Annotated in this window: 14 protein-coding genes; 2 read left to right on the top strand and 12 right to left on the bottom strand. The window is 70.4% G+C overall.

Translation table 11 applies throughout. The annotated features are described in order from the left end of the window. The first annotated feature begins 682 nt into the window (after window positions 1-682). Window positions 683-1,468: a DUF5753 domain-containing protein gene (locus ACZ60W_RS24440; protein WP_469757493.1), complete on the top strand. Its 786-nt coding sequence runs from the start codon at window positions 683-685 to the stop codon at window positions 1,466-1,468. Further along, on the top strand, window positions 1,465-1,683 hold the full coding sequence (locus ACZ60W_RS24445; RefSeq protein WP_469757494.1) for a DUF397 domain-containing protein: 219 nt from the start codon (window positions 1,465-1,467) through the stop codon (window positions 1,681-1,683). Before ACZ60W_RS24440 ends, ACZ60W_RS24445 begins: the two co-directional genes overlap by 4 nt. 166 nt (window positions 1,684-1,849) lie before the next feature. Here the strand turns inward: ACZ60W_RS24445 and ACZ60W_RS24450 are convergent, their stop codons facing one another. The 12 genes from ACZ60W_RS24450 to ACZ60W_RS24505 form a co-directional block, all read right to left on the bottom strand. Then, entirely contained in the window at window positions 1,850-3,583 is a 1,734-nt protein-coding gene (locus tag ACZ60W_RS24450; RefSeq protein ID WP_469757495.1) for a hypothetical protein, read from the bottom strand. 43 nt (window positions 3,584-3,626) lie between these two features. Continuing rightward, on the bottom strand, window positions 3,627-5,459 hold the full coding sequence (locus ACZ60W_RS24455) for a glycerophosphodiester phosphodiesterase (RefSeq protein WP_469757496.1): 1,833 nt from the start codon (window positions 5,457-5,459) through the stop codon (window positions 3,627-3,629). A 1-nt stretch (window position 5,460) separates the two neighbouring features. Beyond that, on the bottom strand, window positions 5,461-7,248 hold the full coding sequence (locus ACZ60W_RS24460) for a hypothetical protein (protein ID WP_469757497.1): 1,788 nt from the start codon (window positions 7,246-7,248) through the stop codon (window positions 5,461-5,463). Window positions 7,249-7,288: 40 nt separating this feature from the next. Further along, complete coding sequence (locus ACZ60W_RS24465; protein WP_469757498.1) at window positions 7,289-8,602, bottom strand: hypothetical protein; 1,314 nt, start codon at window positions 8,600-8,602, stop codon at window positions 7,289-7,291. Between the two features lies 1 nt (window position 8,603). Continuing rightward, on the bottom strand, window positions 8,604-8,807 hold the full coding sequence (locus ACZ60W_RS24470; RefSeq protein ID WP_469757499.1) for a hypothetical protein: 204 nt from the start codon (window positions 8,805-8,807) through the stop codon (window positions 8,604-8,606). Between the two features lies 1 nt (window position 8,808). After that, window positions 8,809-11,400 carry a cell envelope integrity TolA family protein gene (locus tag ACZ60W_RS24475; protein ID WP_469757500.1) on the bottom strand — a complete coding sequence of 864 codons (2,592 nt, stop codon included), beginning with the start codon at window positions 11,398-11,400 and terminating at the stop codon, window positions 8,809-8,811. 11 nt (window positions 11,401-11,411) lie between these two features. Beyond that, window positions 11,412-14,891: a phage tail protein gene (locus ACZ60W_RS24480; RefSeq protein WP_469757501.1), complete on the bottom strand. Its 3,480-nt coding sequence runs from the start codon at window positions 14,889-14,891 to the stop codon at window positions 11,412-11,414. 69 nt (window positions 14,892-14,960) lie between these two features. Then, window positions 14,961-15,542, bottom strand: a complete 582-nt coding sequence (locus ACZ60W_RS24485) for a hypothetical protein (RefSeq protein WP_469757502.1) — start codon at window positions 15,540-15,542, stop codon at window positions 14,961-14,963. After that, window positions 15,539-16,000 carry a hypothetical protein gene (locus ACZ60W_RS24490; RefSeq protein ID WP_469757503.1) on the bottom strand — a complete coding sequence of 154 codons (462 nt, stop codon included), beginning with the start codon at window positions 15,998-16,000 and terminating at the stop codon, window positions 15,539-15,541. Before ACZ60W_RS24490 ends, ACZ60W_RS24485 begins: the two co-directional genes overlap by 4 nt. A gap of 46 nt (window positions 16,001-16,046) precedes the next feature. Then, a complete protein-coding gene (locus tag ACZ60W_RS24495; protein WP_469757504.1) occupies window positions 16,047-16,466 on the bottom strand; it encodes an HK97 gp10 family phage protein in 420 nt (139 codons plus the stop codon). Between the two features lie 7 nt (window positions 16,467-16,473). Then, entirely contained in the window at window positions 16,474-17,178 is a 705-nt protein-coding gene (locus ACZ60W_RS24500) for a hypothetical protein (protein WP_469757505.1), read from the bottom strand. Further along, on the bottom strand, window positions 17,178-18,056 hold the full coding sequence (locus ACZ60W_RS24505) for a hypothetical protein (protein ID WP_469757506.1): 879 nt from the start codon (window positions 18,054-18,056) through the stop codon (window positions 17,178-17,180). The genes ACZ60W_RS24500 and ACZ60W_RS24505 overlap by 1 nt, the downstream gene beginning before the upstream one ends. Window position 18,057 lies beyond the last annotated feature (1 nt).

An 18,057-nucleotide genomic window follows, 5' to 3' on the forward strand; every position in this document is an offset into this window, starting at 1 on the left:
CGTGCTCGAACACCGGCTCGTTCATCGTCGCCCGAAGGCGCTGCAGCCGTAAGTTCGTCGACACCGGGGCCCGTAAGGCGCCGGACGCGCTGAACATGGCCGGCAGCTTCTCGTCGTCCAACCATGTCGGCCGCGTTGAGCTCGTGCCTTGCATCGTCGTCTCCGTCGCACGTCGTGCACGGTGCTCGTCCCGTACTCCGGACGGGACCGGGGACGAGCACCGTGCGCAGTCGGGGCCGGCCACCGACCGTCCTGTTTGTCGGGACGGCCGGCCCCTCCTTCGGGGGCGCAGCACCCTGCCGGTCCTTCAAACGGCAGGAGCACCACGGAAGCGGGCGTGACGGAGCGTTACGGAGCCGCTGTAACTGATGCTCAGTCACTCGCTCGCTTCGAGAACAGCTTGCTCCTTTTGACGGTGAGAGCGCAAGATGAACGCGAGAATTGTCAAAAGGATCGAACACATGCCCCAGGCAAGCGAGTTGACCCCATGCCGGATGCGTCCACGACGTCTGAATCTGCGCCCACGACGTATCGAAACGCGTCTTCGACGTGCCAGACTGCGCCCATGACGCAGACACGATCGAGGAAGGCGCCAGGGCAGCGGAAGGCGCCGACCACCAGGGCCACGCCGACGATCACGCGACGTCGAGTCGGCGGCCAACTCCGACGGTGGCGCGGCGACATGCCGTCCGCCGTCGCCGCCAAGCTGATGGGCTGGGACAGCGTCAAGCTCGGACGCCTGGAGCGCGGTCTCTACAAGATCAGCGCCGACGAGGTCGCCGAGTACGCCGGCCACCTCAGCGTCGATGACCCGATCGGCATCAAGGCTGTCGGGGAAGCCGCGGAGCTTCCGCCTGGCGGCGGGTGGTGGGCTCCGTACTCCCAGCAGCTATCGCAGTCCTACCTCGACTTCATCGAGCTCGAAGCCACGGCGAACGTGATCCGGGTGCATCACCCGGTCCTCATCACCGGCCTCCTGCAGGCTCCCGGTTACGTGCGGAACCTGATGTCCCGCGACCCCTCACCGGGCGCCGCGCAACACGTCGAGGCGCTGGTGTCCGCGCGTCTGGCCCGGCAGCAGCTCCTCACGCGCACCGACGAGCCGGTACGGCTGCACGCGATCGTTCCGGAGTCCGCGCTGCACGCCCAGTTCGACTCGCCGCTCGTCATGCGCGAGCAGATGCGGAAGCTCATCGACGCCGCCAACAGCCCCGGCGTCACGCTGCAGCTCATCCCGCTCACGACCGTGCCCGGGTCCGTCTCCAACGGCCCCTTTACCATCATGGATTACAGGCACCCCTGGGCATCCGTAGTCAGCGTCGACAACATCGCGGGCGGCACTCACTCTGACGAGGCCGATCAACTCGACGTGTTCTCGGCCCTGTTCGACAGGATCGCCCACACCGCACTTCCCGCAGATGAAACGCGGGATCGCCTCACCGAACACCTCGAAAGGATCTCCCAGTGACCCCACACCTCACGGCCGCTGACCTGCCCTCCGGCTGGTTCAAGTCGTCCTACAGTGCCGACGGCAACGGCCAGTGCATCGAGGCCAACGACGTCCGCGCGTCGCACGACGGCATCGCGATCCGCGACTCGAAGGTGCCGGCCGGCCCGGCGCTGCTCCTGCCCGCCGGGGCGTTCTCGGCGTTCGTCGCGGCGGCGGCGTCCGGCGCGCTCTGATCCACAGGACTGAGGCCCGCTTCCCCCACCTCCAGTGAGGGGGACGCGGGCCTCCGTCGTACAGCAGTGCGCACTACGCGGACCAGCGTAGCGACCCGGTCCGACAACGAACACGCTCGTGCACCTCCGACCTGGGAAGACAGATTGTCTTCCCGCACACGGGGCCCTAGACCACTACGTACTCGTACGAGCGCATCTCGGTCGTCAGCGTGTCCGCTGCGGCCGCCTTGGTCTGCGTGACCCAGATGTAGTCGCCGCGTACTGGCGCCGTGTCGGGCGGCGTTGACGTCGCGGACAGGTCCGTCGAGTAGATCTGGCCGCCGATCGTCGTGCTGAAAACGAGGCTGTCCGCCGTGAGGAGCGCTTCGAAGGAGACCCACGTGCCTGCCGCCACCACCGGGACGGTCAGCGCCGTCATCGTCGGCCCGGCGGGCGCTCCCGCGTTCAGCTTCGTGATCTGGATCTGCGGGGTCGTTCCGGACACCTTCCACCGCAGCAGGTAGCCCGAGGTCAGCCCGTTCCCGACCACTGGCCCGACCGTGACCGTCGCCGGTGCCGTATCCGTCGGGGCGGCGACGATCAGCCCGAGCTCGTTGCCCGTCCCGGTCTGCGCGGTGACCCGCCACTCCCAGCTGATGCGGTAGTCGACCTTCTGCAGCAGCGGCGCCGCCCAGCCCAGGAGCATCGCTGACACCGTGTCCGTGGACAGGCCGCGGGGCAGCTGCCAGCCGCAGCCCGTCGCCGTCTTCTGGCCGCGCCCCTCGTCGCCGCTGTACGCGTTGGTCAGGAACCGGAGCGACACCTGGCCGCTCGGGGCGGCGTCGTAACACCACGGGTCCTTCATCAGGCCGCAGCCGGTCCGGCACACGTACCCGGGCGCGGGCGAGATCTGGCCCTTCGCGCCGATCAGCGCCGCCCTCTGGCCCTCCGTGCGGGTGGCCGCGCCCCACAGCAGGGTCTTGAGCCCGGCCTGCGCCGCGTACGCCTGCGCCGTCGCCGTCGCCACGGACTTGTTGACGTACACCCACTTCGCGCCGGAGGCGGCGACCTGCGCCGGGGTGTTCACGGCCGCGTTCGCGTCCGACCCGATGCGGACCGCCGTGGTGTACCCGGCGTCCGACACCTTCTTGAGCTCGGCCCGCAGCGCATCCGCCGTCGCCTGCGTGGACGTGTTGTAGTCGAGGTGCACGATCACCTTGTCCTGCGCGCACTCGCGCTTGAGGTAGGCGATCATCTGCTCGGCCGACCCCGGGTGGTCGACCGTGTTCGGCAGCTCGATCGACAGCACCAGGTGCGGGCGGGCGGCGCGCACCAGGTCGGCCAGGTAGTCCGGGCCGCACTGGTCCTTGCGCCAGCCGTACGACTTCGGCGGCCGCACGGTGAGCCCCTGCAGCTCGCCGGCCGTCCACTCCCGCGCGTAGCCCGTGTATCCGAGGTCCGGGTACCAGACCCGGTTGAGCAGGAACTCGTCCGGCGGGCACACGAACACCCCGTCCAGGGTCCGCGCGACCGACACCGCGAGCAGGTCCATGCCGAGGGCGCCGGCGATCTCCACCGAGCGGACCGTGTTCGGCGGGCTGAGGGCGTCTCCGTCGTTCCAGGCCCCCATGCCGCACACCGGGTCCGGGAGGCTCCCCACGGTCGCCTCACAGGCCCCGGAGCCCGATCCCTGGCAGTCGCCCCACAGGCCGCCGTCCTGGCCCAGCGTGACCCGGTTGTTCTGGTCTCGGGAGATCTTGAGCCCGAGGCACCCGTCGCGGAACTCCAGGCCCCGGCACACCTTCGACGTGGTGCACTGCTGCACGATCGAGCAGAAGTGCGCGTCGCCGATCAGGTCGATCCGGCGCGGGTCCTGCGGCGTCCCCTTCCCGGTGATGGACAGGCCACCGCCTGAGCGCATCACGTCGGACGCTTCGTCTCCCGAGCAGCCACAGCGTGCCATGTCAGGTCCTCTTCCAGTCGCGGTATGCCGTCGCCATGCGCGGCTCGCTGAATCCGGCGCCCCGGCCCTGCTGCTTGTACGCCCAGATGTACGGGCCGCGGTGCAGCGGCGCCGGGTCCGCGGTGCCGCCCGCGCCCAAGATGACCTGGTACTCCAAGGAGCCGTCGGACTTGAGCCGCTGGAACGTGATCGCCGTCGCCGTCACGATCGCCTTGAACCGGATCCACGCGCCCGCGTTCATCGGCAGCCGGGTGCCGGTGGCCTGCGCCGTCGGCCCCGGCGCCGCGCCCTTGGTGAACTTCGCGATCCGCATGGACGTGTTGGCCGGCGTCGCGTTCCCGAGGTCGTGCACCAGGAGGTAGCCGGACGCCGGGCCGACGGACTGCAGCGGCCCGTTCTGGAAGTCCGGCGAGCACGGCAGGTCCTCGTTCGGGCAGCCGATGATCAGGCCGAAGTTGTTGTTCAGCCGGGTCCCGCCGTCGAGCTGGCCCCACCACTGCTGCCACTCGATGGTGTACGCGGCGGGCATCGGCGACGCCCAGCCCAGCAGGCACACGCCCATCTGCGGTGCCGGGATCGAGGTGTCCCCGGGGTCGCCGTCGGGCATCCGCCAGCCGCAGCCCAACGCCGGCGTCGTTGAGCTGATCGACGGCGAGCCCATCTGGCCCCGGAACGCGTCCTGCGTGATCTGGATGCCCTGCACCTGCCCGGTCGGCACCCGCTGGGCGCACCACGGCGCCGTCGCGCGCGCCGGGGTCCGGTCGCACACGTACGACGGGTCATCGGCCATGACGCCGCGCAGCCCGAGGTCGAGGGCGATCTGCCGGTCCGCCTTCGTCACCGCGCGCGCGAGGATGACCTGCAGCCCGGCGTTCTTGTACTCCAGGACCTTCGACTGCGACGCCTGCGCGATCCGGCGGTGCATGTACACCCACTTGATGCCCTCGGCCGCGAGCTTCGCCGCCGTGTGGACGTTCGTCGACTCGATGTGCGTCAGGTACATCCCGGTCTCGATGCCGGCGGCGCGCGCGACCGCCAGGCGCGCCCGGTCGGGGTCGTTCGCCGACCCCGGCATGTGGATGATCACGTTGCGGGTGGCGCACGCCCGGGTCACCGCGTCCACGAGGCGCTGCACGACGCCGGCCGGGCCGTCGGTGAGCTCGCGCTCGGCCTCCAGGGACACCACGTGCCGTCCCCGGCACAGGTCGAGCACTTCGTCGAGGGTCGGGATCCGCTCGCCTTCGGCCGCCAGGCAGGCGCCCCACGCCGGGTCGACGCCGACCTTGATCGTACGGACCTGCCGCGACGTGATCAGCTGCCAGATCGCGAAGGTCTGCGGCGTCAGCGACGCGTCGTTCAGGGAGTCGACCGGCGACACGTAGAACGCGTGGTCGCGGACCATATAGGTCTTGGCCATCGACATCGGCAGGCCCATGGCGATGGCCAGCCGGTACGACGCCACGGTGTTCGCCAGGCCGTTGTTCCACCCGGCGCCCCACGTCCCGGCGCAGAACGTGGCCGCGGGGAGGTTCTGCACCGTCACGCCGCAGTCGACGGTCGTCGCGCACGTCCCGAACAGGCCGTCGCTCTCCACGCCGATGACGTTCCCGGCCTGGCCGGAGATGCCGACGCCGATGCACTCGTTGTCCTGCATGACCAGGCCCCGGCACAGCTGGCCGGCGATGCAGCCCATCGTCACGTCGCACACGTGCTGCGACTTCACGATGTTGATGCGGCGCGGGTTCGCCGCCGTGCCCTCGCCGGTGACCGTGACCCCGGGGCCCGGGACGATGACGCCTCCAGATCCGCCCTTGGAGCATCCACATCGCGACACGTCACGCCTCCGGGTTGTAGTCGCGGACCACGACCGACTGGAACGCGACGTCCATCTGCGACCAGGACGCGGCGCCGTCGAACCGGTTGACCTTGTAGAGGTGGATGTAGCCGCCCCGGAAGGTGGAGTCCTGCACGTCGATCGCCGTGTCCGGGATGATCAGACCCTCGTCGTTGAGCTCGGCGAACAGGATGTTCGTCGGCGTGATCCGCACCATGAACCGGTACCACTTCGTCGTCGACGGCCTGGTGGTGCCCGCGCCGCGCTGTGTCTGCGCGAGCGGCGGCCCGGACTCCGACGGCATCCGCCGCAGCTGCAGGCCCTGCGAGGCGTGCAGCATGAGGCACGAGTAGCCGGTGAGGCCCGGGTCGGTCGCCGTGCCATCACCGAGGGTCGGGCAGCGGTCGTCGAGGGAGGCGACGATCACGCCGGTGCCGCCGGTCGGGCCCGGGGCGCTGGTGAACTTCTGGAACCAGATCACCTCGGCGCCGCGCTCCCACTTGTCGAAGCCGGGGTACGGGCAGAACTGGCCCAGCGTGATCGCCTGCCGGTACTTAGCCCGGTTCGAGGGGACCTTGGAGAACTCCCATCCGCACTTCGTGGAGTACGAGATGCCGGTGGCCGAGTCGTCGTACCGGCCGCCCTGGTAGCCGGCGTAGCCGCCGTTGCGCTCCTCGTCGGTGATCTGCCCGGCCGGCGGCGTGTCGTAGCACCATTCCATGATCGTCGTCCGCCAGTCCGCCGCCTGGCACTGGTAGGTCAGGTCGTCCGGGGAGAACCCCGCCGCGCCGGCCGCCTTCGCCCGGTCGAAGTGGTAGCGGCGCGAGCTGTTCCACAGGACCGTCTTGAGGCCCCGCTCAACGAACGCGGCGATCATCTCGTCGCTCATCGAGTACGCGTTGGCCCACGCCCACTTGCAGCCCGCCGCGACCAGCTGCTCGGCCGATGACGTCGACGAGGCGGCGAACGCTCCCGTGTCGATGCCTGCGGCCTGGTAGGCGGCGAGCCTCGGGAGGTTCGTCGTCCCCGACACGAGGATGATGACCTGCCGCTGCGCGCACCGCTGCTGGATCCGCTTGATCACCTCGGCGTCGTACGTGGCGGTGACCGCGGTGACGTTGAGGACGGCGACGGCCCGGCCCAGGAGCAGGTTGAAGAACTGCTCCAGGCTGTAGTTCAGCGGCCACGCGTCCAGCTGCGGCATCTGCACCGGTGTGTAGTGGCCGCGCACGGACTGGGGCTGCGCGGCGGTGAAGTCCGTCCACGGCCGGGCAATCGACGGGTCGTTCGGGTAGCTCGCCGGCGACTGGTTCACGTTGACGTAGATCGCGCCGTCACACGTCGCCACGGCGTTCATGTAGATGCCGTCGGCGCCCCCGTTCATGCCCTCTGTGAGGTCCCGCCAGTCGCCCCCGTACGGGCTGTTCCGGCCCTGCCCGTTCAGCGGCAGACACGCGAACTCGGGCAGCGTGTCGACGTTCCGGCCGCACTTGCCGTCGACGGGGTTCGTCGGCGGCCCGATCCACAGTCCGCCGTCCGAGCCGAACCTGAGGGCGTTGCCCGCCTTCGTCGACAGCTTCACGCCGAGGCAGCCGTCGTCGTCGTCGTACGACAGCCCGGCCCCGGCGCACAGGCCCTCCCCGGCGCAGTCCTGGATGAGCTCGCACACGCCGACGTCGCCGACGACGGTCACCACCCACGGGTTGGACTGCGTGCCCGCGCCGGACACCGTCGTGCCGAGGCCGTTGACGATGAGGCCCTGGCCGCCTCCGCATCCGCACCCGGCCATCAGTCCTCGCCTCCCGAAGACAATTTGTCTTCCCGCGTCGTCATGTCAGGTCGCTCCTCGGGACGAGTTCCATCCGGACGCGGGCGCCGTCGTCGGCGGCCGAGTCCGCGTACACCTCGACGCACATCGAGCCGCCGCACTCCAGCACCGGCCACGAGAACGCGCCGCCGGCCCGGCCGAAGACGTTCGGCGACGACGTGGCCGACCCGAACATGGACGGGCAGTCCACCCACGCCCGGTTCACCCGCCCGTCGAGCGTGAAAGTCGAGTTCGGCGGCAGGTAGGCGACCACGAGGTGCCCGCACGACTGGCAGTTCGACAGCTGATCGCACGGCACGTCGTTCGGGTTCGGCACGAACCTCACCGACAGGCGGCGCAGCGCCTTCTCGCCGGTCTCCACGAACAGCACCGGCACCAGCTCCAGCCACTCGGTGACCTCCAGCGGCCGGTACGAGAACCGCTTGCGCCACGCGTTGTAGGAGCCGCGGGGGTAGCACGGGTCGACGGGCACCGGCACCGTCGGCAGCGCGGGCAGCGGCGGACACGTCGGGTCCTGCAGACAGTCGGGGATCGTCGGGCAGTCGTCGCGGTCCGGGTCGTACACGATCAGGTCGCCGGTGGTGATGTAGCTCCACTCCTGCCCGGCCTCGCTCGGCACCGGCGTGTGGAAGAACCACGGGCGGCCGGCCGCGAGCGTCACCGACACTTCGGAGACGATCGGGTCGCCGCACGGCACGGTGCCGTCGTCTTCCGTGCAGCCGTCCGACGCGATCGTCCACCGGTCGTTCTCGTCCGGGCCTCCCACGAGGCCGACGTCGAGCAGGTGCCGGATCTCCCGGTCGCCGATGTTCGGGTACGGGCCCGGGTCGGCGCACGGGCAGCACGTGAAGAAGCACAGCTCGTCGCCGGAGCACGCCGACCCGGCGCACGGGGTGCCGCGCAGTACCGCCGCCAGCCACGCCATGCCCCACGTCAGCGCGCACTCGTCGGCCGCGACCATCATGAGCGTCAGGTTGATCTCGCGGTGCGTGCGCCGCAGGTTGCCGATGAACGACCCGTCGCCGACGCGCGGGATGACCGTGCGCTCGACCGGATTGTTCGACAGGCCCTCGAACCGGAGCCCGATGATCCCGAGGAACCGGCCGGACTCCGGGACCGCCGGGTCGTACCAGGGAGCGTCGTCCTCGGCCGGGGTCGTGTACTGCGTCGGCGGATCGGGAGCCCAGATCGCCTCGTCGAGCTCCCCGCACGGCGCGCAGTCGATCGGCAGCCCGTACCGGGAGGCGTACGCCCGCGTCCGGGACGTGTTCACGATCTCCGTGCCGCCGAACGCCAGCCAGTCCGTGGACGCCATCTCACGCCCCCCACGGCTGCTCGCTGGTGGAGTTGTCGTCCGCGTCGAGGACGACCTGCGTGTACGAGCCGTCCGCCTCGACCATCAGCAGCAGGTCGGTGCCGGCGGACACGTCCGTACGCGTCGTCGCCAGCCTCGCCAGGATCGCCGCGAGCTCGTCGGTCGGGCCTCCGGCGGCCGCCGCCCCGGGCACCGCTACAGCCATGTCAGACCTCCGCAATCAGTTCGGTCAGCGGCGTCAGGCTGATCCCGATCGACTCGCCGTTCTGGTTCCACTCGCCGTGCACCCGCGCGAGCTTCATCGCCTGCGTCACCTCGCGGCAGAACCCGATCGCGGCGACGTCGATCCGCTCGCCGCACACCAGGTCCTCGACGCGCAGAGGCGCGTCCGGGGACAGTCGGGCGCCCTGCTGCACGCTGATCGCCACCGGGACCGGCCAGCGGCCGCCCAGGGCCTTCTTGGCGAGCTTCGTCAGCGACTCCACGGTCAGCTGCCGCACCCGCCCGGCGATTACCGCGTTCGAGAACGCGACCTCGGCGTCGTACACCTTCCGCGCGTTCTGGACCGCCTTGTCGCGCGTCGCGTCGCACGCCCGGATCGTCGCGTCCCGCGTCCGCTGCAGCGCCTTGAGCGAGTTGTCCCGCGTCTTGCGGTACCCCTGGATGTCGTCGTCGCGGTCGTCGCGCTCGTCGTCGGACGTGTCGTCCTTGCACTTGCGGTTACACGTCGAGTCCGGCAGCGCCGCGATCCGCTTGAGCTCCGTGTTCGCGGCCGTCCGCCGCGCCTTCTGGTCCTTGTCGAACTTGTCCCGCACGGCGTCGGCCGCGTCGTCGTACTTGTCCCGGGCGGCCTTCGCGCACGTCTCGTACGCCTTCGTCGCCGCGTCCTCCGCCTGTTCCCGCTTCTTCTTGATCGCGTCGAGCCGCGCCTGCTTCTGTGCGTCGGTCTCGACCTCGATCCGCGGGTTGTTCCGCACGAGCATGTCCAGCCGTCCGCACGCCCGGTTCCGCTCCGCGAGCGGCAGCGCCACCGACACGGTGATCCCGGGCTCGCTGTCGGTCTGGCTGGTGGCGAACACCACCGTGGCGGCGTCCTCGCCGTCCTTGATGACGCTGATGCCGCCCGGCAGATGCTCCGGCACCAGTCGGGCGCGCGCCCGGTCCTTCTTCTCGACCTTCTCGGGCCGCATCACCATGCGCCGGCCGACCGTCGTCCACTCGAAGCCCCGGTCGGCGAGGTCCTGCAGGATCGTCATCACCGTGTCGGTCCAGATCGACCCGGCCCGGTTCAGCTTGTACGAGATCCCCGAGTTCACCCGCCACACGTACGGCAGCAGGTTCGGCCAGTCCTTCTTCGGCTGCGCGTACGTCGCCCAGTTCAGGTTGCCCGTGATGACGTCCTGCGCGATCAGCGCCAGGTCCCGCCCGGCCGGATAGTTCGTCGCCTGCGTGTTCACCAGCTTGCTCAGCCACGCCGTGATGTCGCGTGCGTCGATCGTGATGACCGTCTGCTCCTCGGTCACCTTGAGGACCGGGCCCTGCCACACCAGCTCTTCGTCTCGGTAGATCGACAGCTCGTGACACCACGGCTCGATCGTCCCGAGCAGCGCGCAGCACGCCGGGACAAGGTTCTGCTTCGCGAGCTGCACCCGCGCGGTCGACGTCTCGTTCAGGCGCCGCTCCCACTCCACGCCGGTCAGGTTGTCGGCGAGGACAGCCGCGGGGATGTAGACGCTCTCCCCGCCCCGGTAGTGGATCGCCGCCGAGTACGCCGACGCGCAGCCGAGCTGGTTCTCCGGCGCGGCCGGCGTCGGCAGCGGCACAGGCGGGTCGGCGGGGAACAGCGGCAGCGCGTACAGCGCCATCCGGCGGGTTCCCTCGCGGGTCGCGAACCCGAACACCAGCTTCGGCCCGTCCGGGTCCAGGTGGACCGACATCGACTCGGACTCGCGGTAGATCAGGCCCGGCGCGTTGGTGTTGAGCACGCGGTCCAGGACCCGGCCGTTGGACGCCGACACGATCGTGAAGTAGCTGTTGCCCGGGGGCGGGTTGCCCGTGGAGTACGGGCCGCCCTCGAACTGGTAGATGTACTGCCCGAAGGCGACGAAGCTCGACGGCCCGGCCGTCGCCGACGCCGTGCCCAGCTGCGGGAACGTCGCCTTCACCTGGAACTGCCGCTGCCGGAAGTCCTCCAGGTCGTACACCACGTACTGGAACGTGTCGTCCGGCGCCGCCCGCCGGTACAGCACGAACACCCGCTCGGTGATCCAGTCGATCGACGCGCACACGCGGCGCGCCCCCGGCAGCGGGTCGTACACCTCGATCTCCGGGTCCCCGGAGTCGTAGATCGCATCCTTCACCCAGCGGACGCGGCCGACCTTCGTGCCCCAGCCGAACGTGCCGTCGCGGCTCGCGTCCGTCTCCATCCACAGCATCGTCGAGTCGCCGTCCGGCTCGGCCGACAGCGACCAGCCGTGCCCGACACCCCGCACATACATCGAGCCCAGGACGGTGCCGGTCATCGACAGACGGGAGACGCACAGGTCGCCGCGCTGGTCGCGGAGCGTCCCGGACACCGGGGCCGGTTCGTCGGCCAACTGCCGGTTGTCGCTGATGACCTGCGTGACGTAGATCCAGCCGTGCGCCTCGTCGTACGCGACCTGCTGGTGGACCTTGCCCTGAGGCAGGACCGTCTCGGGCAGGAACACCTCCGCCTCGGCCCGCACGTCGAACCGGCGCGCGGTCGGCACCGCCGCCATCGCCATCAGGGAAGACAGATTGTCTTCGACGCTCGTCACCCGGGCCCCCGTCAGAAGCTCGTGCCGAGGCGGCGCACGATGCCGGCGGCGAACCGGTTCGCGACGGCCCCCGGGTCGGACGCGCTGCTGTGCTGGTGGATCGTCATCGGGGCGTTCACGGTGGTCCCTCTCGTGCGGGCGATGATGTCGAGGAGGCCGGACTGCTCGGCGAGCTGCGCCGCCCGGTACGGCCTCGTCAGGGGGATGACGACCTCGCGGCCGGCCTCGCCGATCAGTGCGTTCGTCGGCCGGGAGACCACGCCGCCGTGCGCGAAGGGCAGCGCGCCCTGGAGTGCGTCGGGGAGCCCGGACTTGATCTTCGAGACGATCTGGCTGCCGATGTTCCCGAGCGCGGCCACGATCCGGGAGCCGAGGCCGCTGAACAGGCCCACGATCCGGTCGATCAGCGTGTTCACCGCCGAGACAGCCGACGCGTACGCCCGCGAGAAGACGCCGGCGATCTGGCCAGGCAGCGCCGACAGGGCGGCGCCGATCCGTCCTGGGAGGCCCTGGAAGAACGTCACCGCCCGGCTGATGAACCCCGTGATGTTCTGCGTCGTCGTGTTGAACGCCGACGTGAACCGGGACTGGATCTGCGAGCCGAGGTTCGACAGCGCCGTCCCGATGCGGCCGGGGAGCGCCTGGAAGAACGCCACCGTCTGCTGGAACTGGCCGGACAGCCATGTCGTCAACGACGTCCACGCCCGGGAGAACACGCCTTGGATCGAGCTCCCCAGGTTCGACAGGCCCGTGGCCAGCCGGCCGGGAAGCGCCTGGAAGAAGGAGACCATGTTCGTGAACTGGGTGGACAGCCATGTCGTGACCCCGGTCCACGCCGTCGAGAACGCGTTGGAGATCGAGGTCCCCAGGTTCGACAGGGCCGTGCTGATCCTGTTCGGGAGCTCCTGGAAGAACGTGACGATGTTGACGCCGACGGCGATCAGCGTGAGCACGGTGTTCGCCACGGCCGACGTGAACAGGTCGATGAGCATCCCGGGCAGCGCGCTGAGGAACGCCATGATCCGGCCGGGCAGTTCGGAGAAGAACGTGACGATGTTGTCGATGCCGGTCGACACCGATTCCGACAGCGACGTCCACAGGTCGGAGAAGAACTGCAGCACCGATTCGATGCCGCCCGACACCGTCTCGGTGATCGACGTCCACAGGTCGGAGAAGAACTTGCCGATGTCCTCACCGACCCCGGACAGGAACTCGGGGATCTCCCCGAGCCGGTCGAAGTTCTCGACGATCCACTGAATGCCGGTCGACACGCCGTCGACGACCGTGGTGATGACATCGACGAGGAACCCGAGGACGTCGATGATGCCCTGCAGGATCGGGACGACGACCTCGGCCGACACCCAGCCGAGGAGCGCGGTCCCGAGCTGGATGATCGGCCCGAGGACCGGCAGGACCGTCGCGAGCAGGTTCGCGATCGAGCCGACGAGCTGGCCGAACTGTTCCACCAGCGGCGGCAGCAGCGGAAGCAGCGGCTGGACGACGGCGACGATCAGCTGCAGGAACAGCGGGATCAGCGGCGTCAGCGCCTCCACGATCTGCACGAACGCGGGCACCAGGCCGCTGATGAGCTGCGGCACCAGCTCCAGGATCGGCGGCAGGAGCGTCGAGATGGCCTGCGCGAGGGCCTGGCCCAGCGCCTCGTACAGCGGCCTCGCGGCCTCGGCGATCTGCCGGAAGGCGTCCGCCAGCGGCGGTAGGATCGGCATCAGGGCGTCGCTGATGGCCTGGATGATCGGCCCGAACAGCGCCGCCAGGTTCGACAGGACCGGCGCGAGGATCGTCGCCACGGATGCGGCGAGCTGCCCGATCAGCGGCAGGATCGGCGCGAGCGCGGTGATCACCTCGCCGATCGCGGCGCCGAGCGGTTCGAGGGCGGGGCCGAGGATCGCGAACGCGTCGGCGAGGGCCTGGCCGACGACCTGGAGCGCCGGGGCGATCTGCGCAATCGCGGGGCCGAGGGCGTTGATCAGGCCCGTGATGGCCGGGCCGAGAACCTCGAAGATCGGCGCCAGCGACGGCGCGATGGCGCCGATCTGGACGACGAGGGCCTGCAGGATCGGGCCGAGCTGGGCGGCGATGGCCCGCACCGTCTCGAAGATCTGCCCGATGGCCTCCTGGCCCCGGGTCGAGTTCACGAAGTCGGACCACGCCTTCGTGATGGTCTGCAGCGTCGACAGCAGGCCGCCGCCGGACGCCCCGGCCGCACCGAAGACGCCCGAGATGGCGGAGCCGACGTTGCCCAGGACGTCGCCGAGCTGCGCGAGCGTGTTGAGGGCCTGGTCGACCCAGCGGAACGCGTCGCCGGAGTCGGCGGCGTTCGACAGGAACGTCCCCAGGCGCTCCCCGAGGCCGGCGATCCCGGAGCCCAGCTCGTTGCCGAAGCCCTCGGCGATGGCGGCCGCGATGTCGAGGAGGCCCTGCACCACCGGGCCGGTCGCGGCCGAGACGCCCCGCATCGCCTCCTCGGTGCCGCTGAGGATCGAGGTGACGTTGGCGACGCCGTCCGCGCTGCGGATGTACTCCAGGGCCGAGTTCGCCGCCCGGCCCCACTGCACGGCGATGCCCGTCAGGCCGCGCTTGAGGGGCCCGTCGATCGCGTTGGCGACCGCGGTGATCTCGCCGGCGATCTGCGCGAAGAAGCCGTCCTGGACGCTGTTGCGCAGGTCCTCGAACGCCGGCTTGAGCGCGCGGACCTCGCGGGCGGCGGCCTGCGCCTTCGGCGACAGGTTTTCCAGCGACTTCTCGAACTCCTTCGCGTCGCCGGTCAGGCCCGCGCTGAACGCGTCGGAGACGCCCTGGAGCGCGAGCTTGAGCGCGCCCATGGCGACCTGGACGCCGATGATCGCGGCCGGGTAGGCGGCGATCAGCCCGGCCAGCGGCGCCAGCGCGGCCCCGAGCGCGATGACGCCGGTCGTCGCGGAGGCGGCCGCGATGCCGATCGCGCCGAACAGCAGCAGCCCGCGCAGCGCGCCGGTGATCGAGGACGCGACGCCCCCGAGGCCGGACAGGGCGCCGGTCAGGCGGCGAACGAACCCGTCGCGGTCGATGTCCGCGTTGACCCGGACGTCGACCTCGGGATTGCGGGCCGCGAGCTCGGACTCGAACCGCGTCCAGTCCGGGTTCAGGACGGCGGTGACGTCGACCTGGAACGTCTCCCCGGCGAGGGCCGCGGTGATCGAGCGGCGCAGCGCGCCGCCGTCGACCTCCAGGTCGAGGCCGAGCTGCCCGACGCGGCGGAGCGCGGCCCGCAGCTCGTTGCGCAGCCCGGACGCTTCGACGGTGACCGGGATCTGCACCGGCCGCAGGCCGCGTACGGCGTTGCGGATCTGCCGGTTGAACTGGGTGAGGTCGGCGTCGACCGGGATCGTCGCGTCGAGGCCGGAGGTCGCGTCTGCGATGCCCTGGCGCGTCGACTGCCGAAACCGCGACGTATCGGCGAGAATCTGGATGTCGGTGGAGGCGATCGTCACCGGCTGCGCTCCTGGCTGTGGGCATGGCGCTGTCGCGCCTCGGCCCACCAGCCAGCAGACGAGTCCAGATTATCCCTGCTTGTTCGCCATCAGGCGTGCAACCATGGCTCGTCCGCGCGCCAAACGAGCCTCATGGCCGAGCTTGCCCTCGGGGGCCTCCCACAGTTCGTCGTGGAGCTCCTGGCCCTCTTCGGCGTCGAGGCCGGCCGACAGGAACGCCCAGCAGGCGCCGATGATGCGCGTCGCGTGGACGCCGGACGCCCGCGCGTCGAAGCCCACGGTCACGGTCCACGCCTCGTACTGCCACCAGTTCGCCGCGCACCTGGCGGTGAGCCGGTGCGCGGCCCACCAGGGGATGCCGAAGACCAGGTGCCCGAGCCGGTAGGCGATGGGCTGCATCGCGCGGATCGTGAGCGGGTCGGCCGGGTCACGCATCCTCTCGTGCCAGTACGCCTTCTGATCGTCCGGCAGTGCTCCGGGGAACAGGGCGAGGAAGTCGTCCCGGGCCACCCAGGTGCAGGCGTCGAGTCCGCGGGGCTGCGGCAGCTCGATCCGCAGCGGCTCGCCGTCGAGGTCGATGTCGAGGCCGAGGACGTCGGGCGGGCCGAAGCCGAACAGCTCGGGGTCGAGCAGCGGATCGTCGTCGCTCACTTCGCGGACCGGCGAGCCGGCTGCTTCTTCGCGGCCGTCTTCTTCGCGGCGGCCGTCTTCGCGGCGGGCGCCGCCTTCTTGGCCATGCGGCGGGCGGCGCGGTTCTTGCCCTGGCCGGCCTGCAGGTTCTCGAAGTGCTTCTGGGCCTCGGGGCCCCACTTCTCGACGAGGAAGCCGATGACCCCGCCGAGGCTGGTGAAGCTGACCTCGTGGTTGCCGGCGTCGTCGAGCATCTTGCGGATCTCGGCGCCGTTCTCGGCGCCGAAGATCGCGTCGCTCATGTACATGAGCATGGACTCGTCGCCGTCGATCTCGCCGCTTTCGTTGCGCTTGGCGAGCTCGTTCCAGACGACGTCCTTGGGGCACTTGGCCATCATGGCCATGCCGCCGATCAGGGCGGGGATGTCGGGGGCGATCTTCTGGGCGTAGTCGGCGGTGCTCACCGCTGTGGCAGTCATGCGGGCATGATCCCGCCACGCGCCCTATTTACGCAGCTATGACACGCTATCGCCCATCCTTCACCGGATAGGGAGCCACGCCGATCTGCAGCGCCCTCTTCATGAACGGCTGCGGCCTCATGCCCTTGATCGACGCCGCGAAGAACTCCTGCCCCGCGTCGTTCCAGTGCAGCACCCGCGCCCGCCTCGGGTAGATCCGCTGCCGCCGGGGCCCGTAGATGCCGGTGCCCTCCTCCAGCCACTTCACGACCGGATCGTCCGACCAGACCCGGCCGACGACCATGCCGTCCACGACCTCCACCTCGGACTGGAACGAGCGCGAGGTGCGCCCCGAGCGCTTCGGGCACAGCGCCTCACACGCCTGCTTCGACTGCTCCGTCAGGCGCTCGACGAAGCGGACGACGGGGCCCTCCGTGCCGTAGAGCACGAGCTTGAGCCCCGTCTCGTTCCACGTGAATCCGGCCATGCCACCATCATCCCGTCGCGCCGGGGGGCGTCGGCACCGGCGGCCGCCCCGTGTTCACCTTGCTCGGTCGGTAGTCCACCCACAGGGCCACCACCGACCCCGCGCAGCCGCCCATCGGCCCCACCGGATCCACGCGGATGAACACCGGCCGCCGGTTCACGATCGCCGGGCAGCACTGCGCCGCCTGCATCAGCAGCAGATCGTCCCAGTGCCCGTCTGCGGCCGCGTTCGTCCGCTCCTGGCACGACGGCCCGTTCTCGTCGTCGCCGGTCGGCACGCACCGGTACACGCCCAGCTCGACCGTGATCCGCCAGCGCGGCGCCGGGATCGCACAGTCCGCCCGGAAGCCGGAGATCCGCGGGTTCGTGCCGGTCATGGCCGCGTTCTCCATGTTCAGCATCCGCACCCACGCCACGCCCTGACCCTTGCCGTCCTCGCAGTCGCAGTGGCAGTAGTCCATCGGCGGACGGCCCGAGCCGCGGTACCACATGCAGCAGCACGCCGGCCGTCCCGCGCGCGCCAGCGTCGTGCACAGGCACGTCGCCAGCCCGCCCAGGATCTCTTCCATGACCGGGTCGCCGTTCGGCGCCGGAGCGAGCGCGCCCATGAACGGCGGCTCCTCCGGCGGCAGCAGACCCTCATGCTCGTCCTCGACCTGCCCGGAGACAATCTGTCTCCCGGCCAGCTCCTCGCGCCGCCCTCCGAACGCCATCAGCAGTCCACCCCGCCGCCACCCGCGCCCCAGAACCGGTGCTGCGGCAGGTCCGGCGAATACACGGCCGGCCGCGACATCGAGCCCGTCGGGTTCACCAGCGACAGCCAGTCGTCGACCTCCTCCAGGCCCGTGCCGCGCCGGGGCCAGTCCACCGCCAGGTCGTAGCTGATGCCCTCCCGGTTGATCGACCGGACCCGCCCGGAGATGCGGCACTTCTGCCCGCACATCGACTTGTACAGCTCGCACGTCAGCACGCTCACGGCGCGGATCGCGTCCGGGTCGTCGGCCGGGTCCTTCCCGCGCAGGTACCGCACGGAGAACGTCCCCGGCTGCGAGTCGTCCCGGTCCATCGCCTGGCAGTCCGGCCAGCACGGGCCGCCGTCCACGCGCACGAGCCACCAGTCCGGGCCCTCGGTGAGCCGGTACGCCTCCGGCGGCAGCTTGAGCCCGTCGACCTTCACCGCCAGGATCTCAGCGACCGGTCCGGGGATAGACGTGCGGCACACCGGCCCGCACGAGCAGTCCTCGACGCACGTCCCGCACTTCGAGTTCGCGATCCCGCCCCGCCACGCGTACGGGTCCAGGATCCCGCCGCCGCCGTTGCCGTAGACCCCACGGCCCTCCCACGGCACGTACTGCTCGTACGGGTTGCACGGCGCCTTGCACGGACGGATCAGCTCCTCACACATGCCGTAGCGGCCCACGGTGAGCTTCCGCAGCCGCTCCGACGCGATGGCCAACGCCTTCCCGAACCGGTCCTTCTGGCCCGGCGTCGCGGTAGCCGGATCGAACGCGTCACAACACTCCAGGTCCACCGGCCACGGGCAGCAGCACATGTGGGCCTGCGCCCAGTTGCACGGGTCATCGGTCGCCATG

It is taken from the genome of Streptomyces sp. NPDC104202, assembly GCF_055584185.1.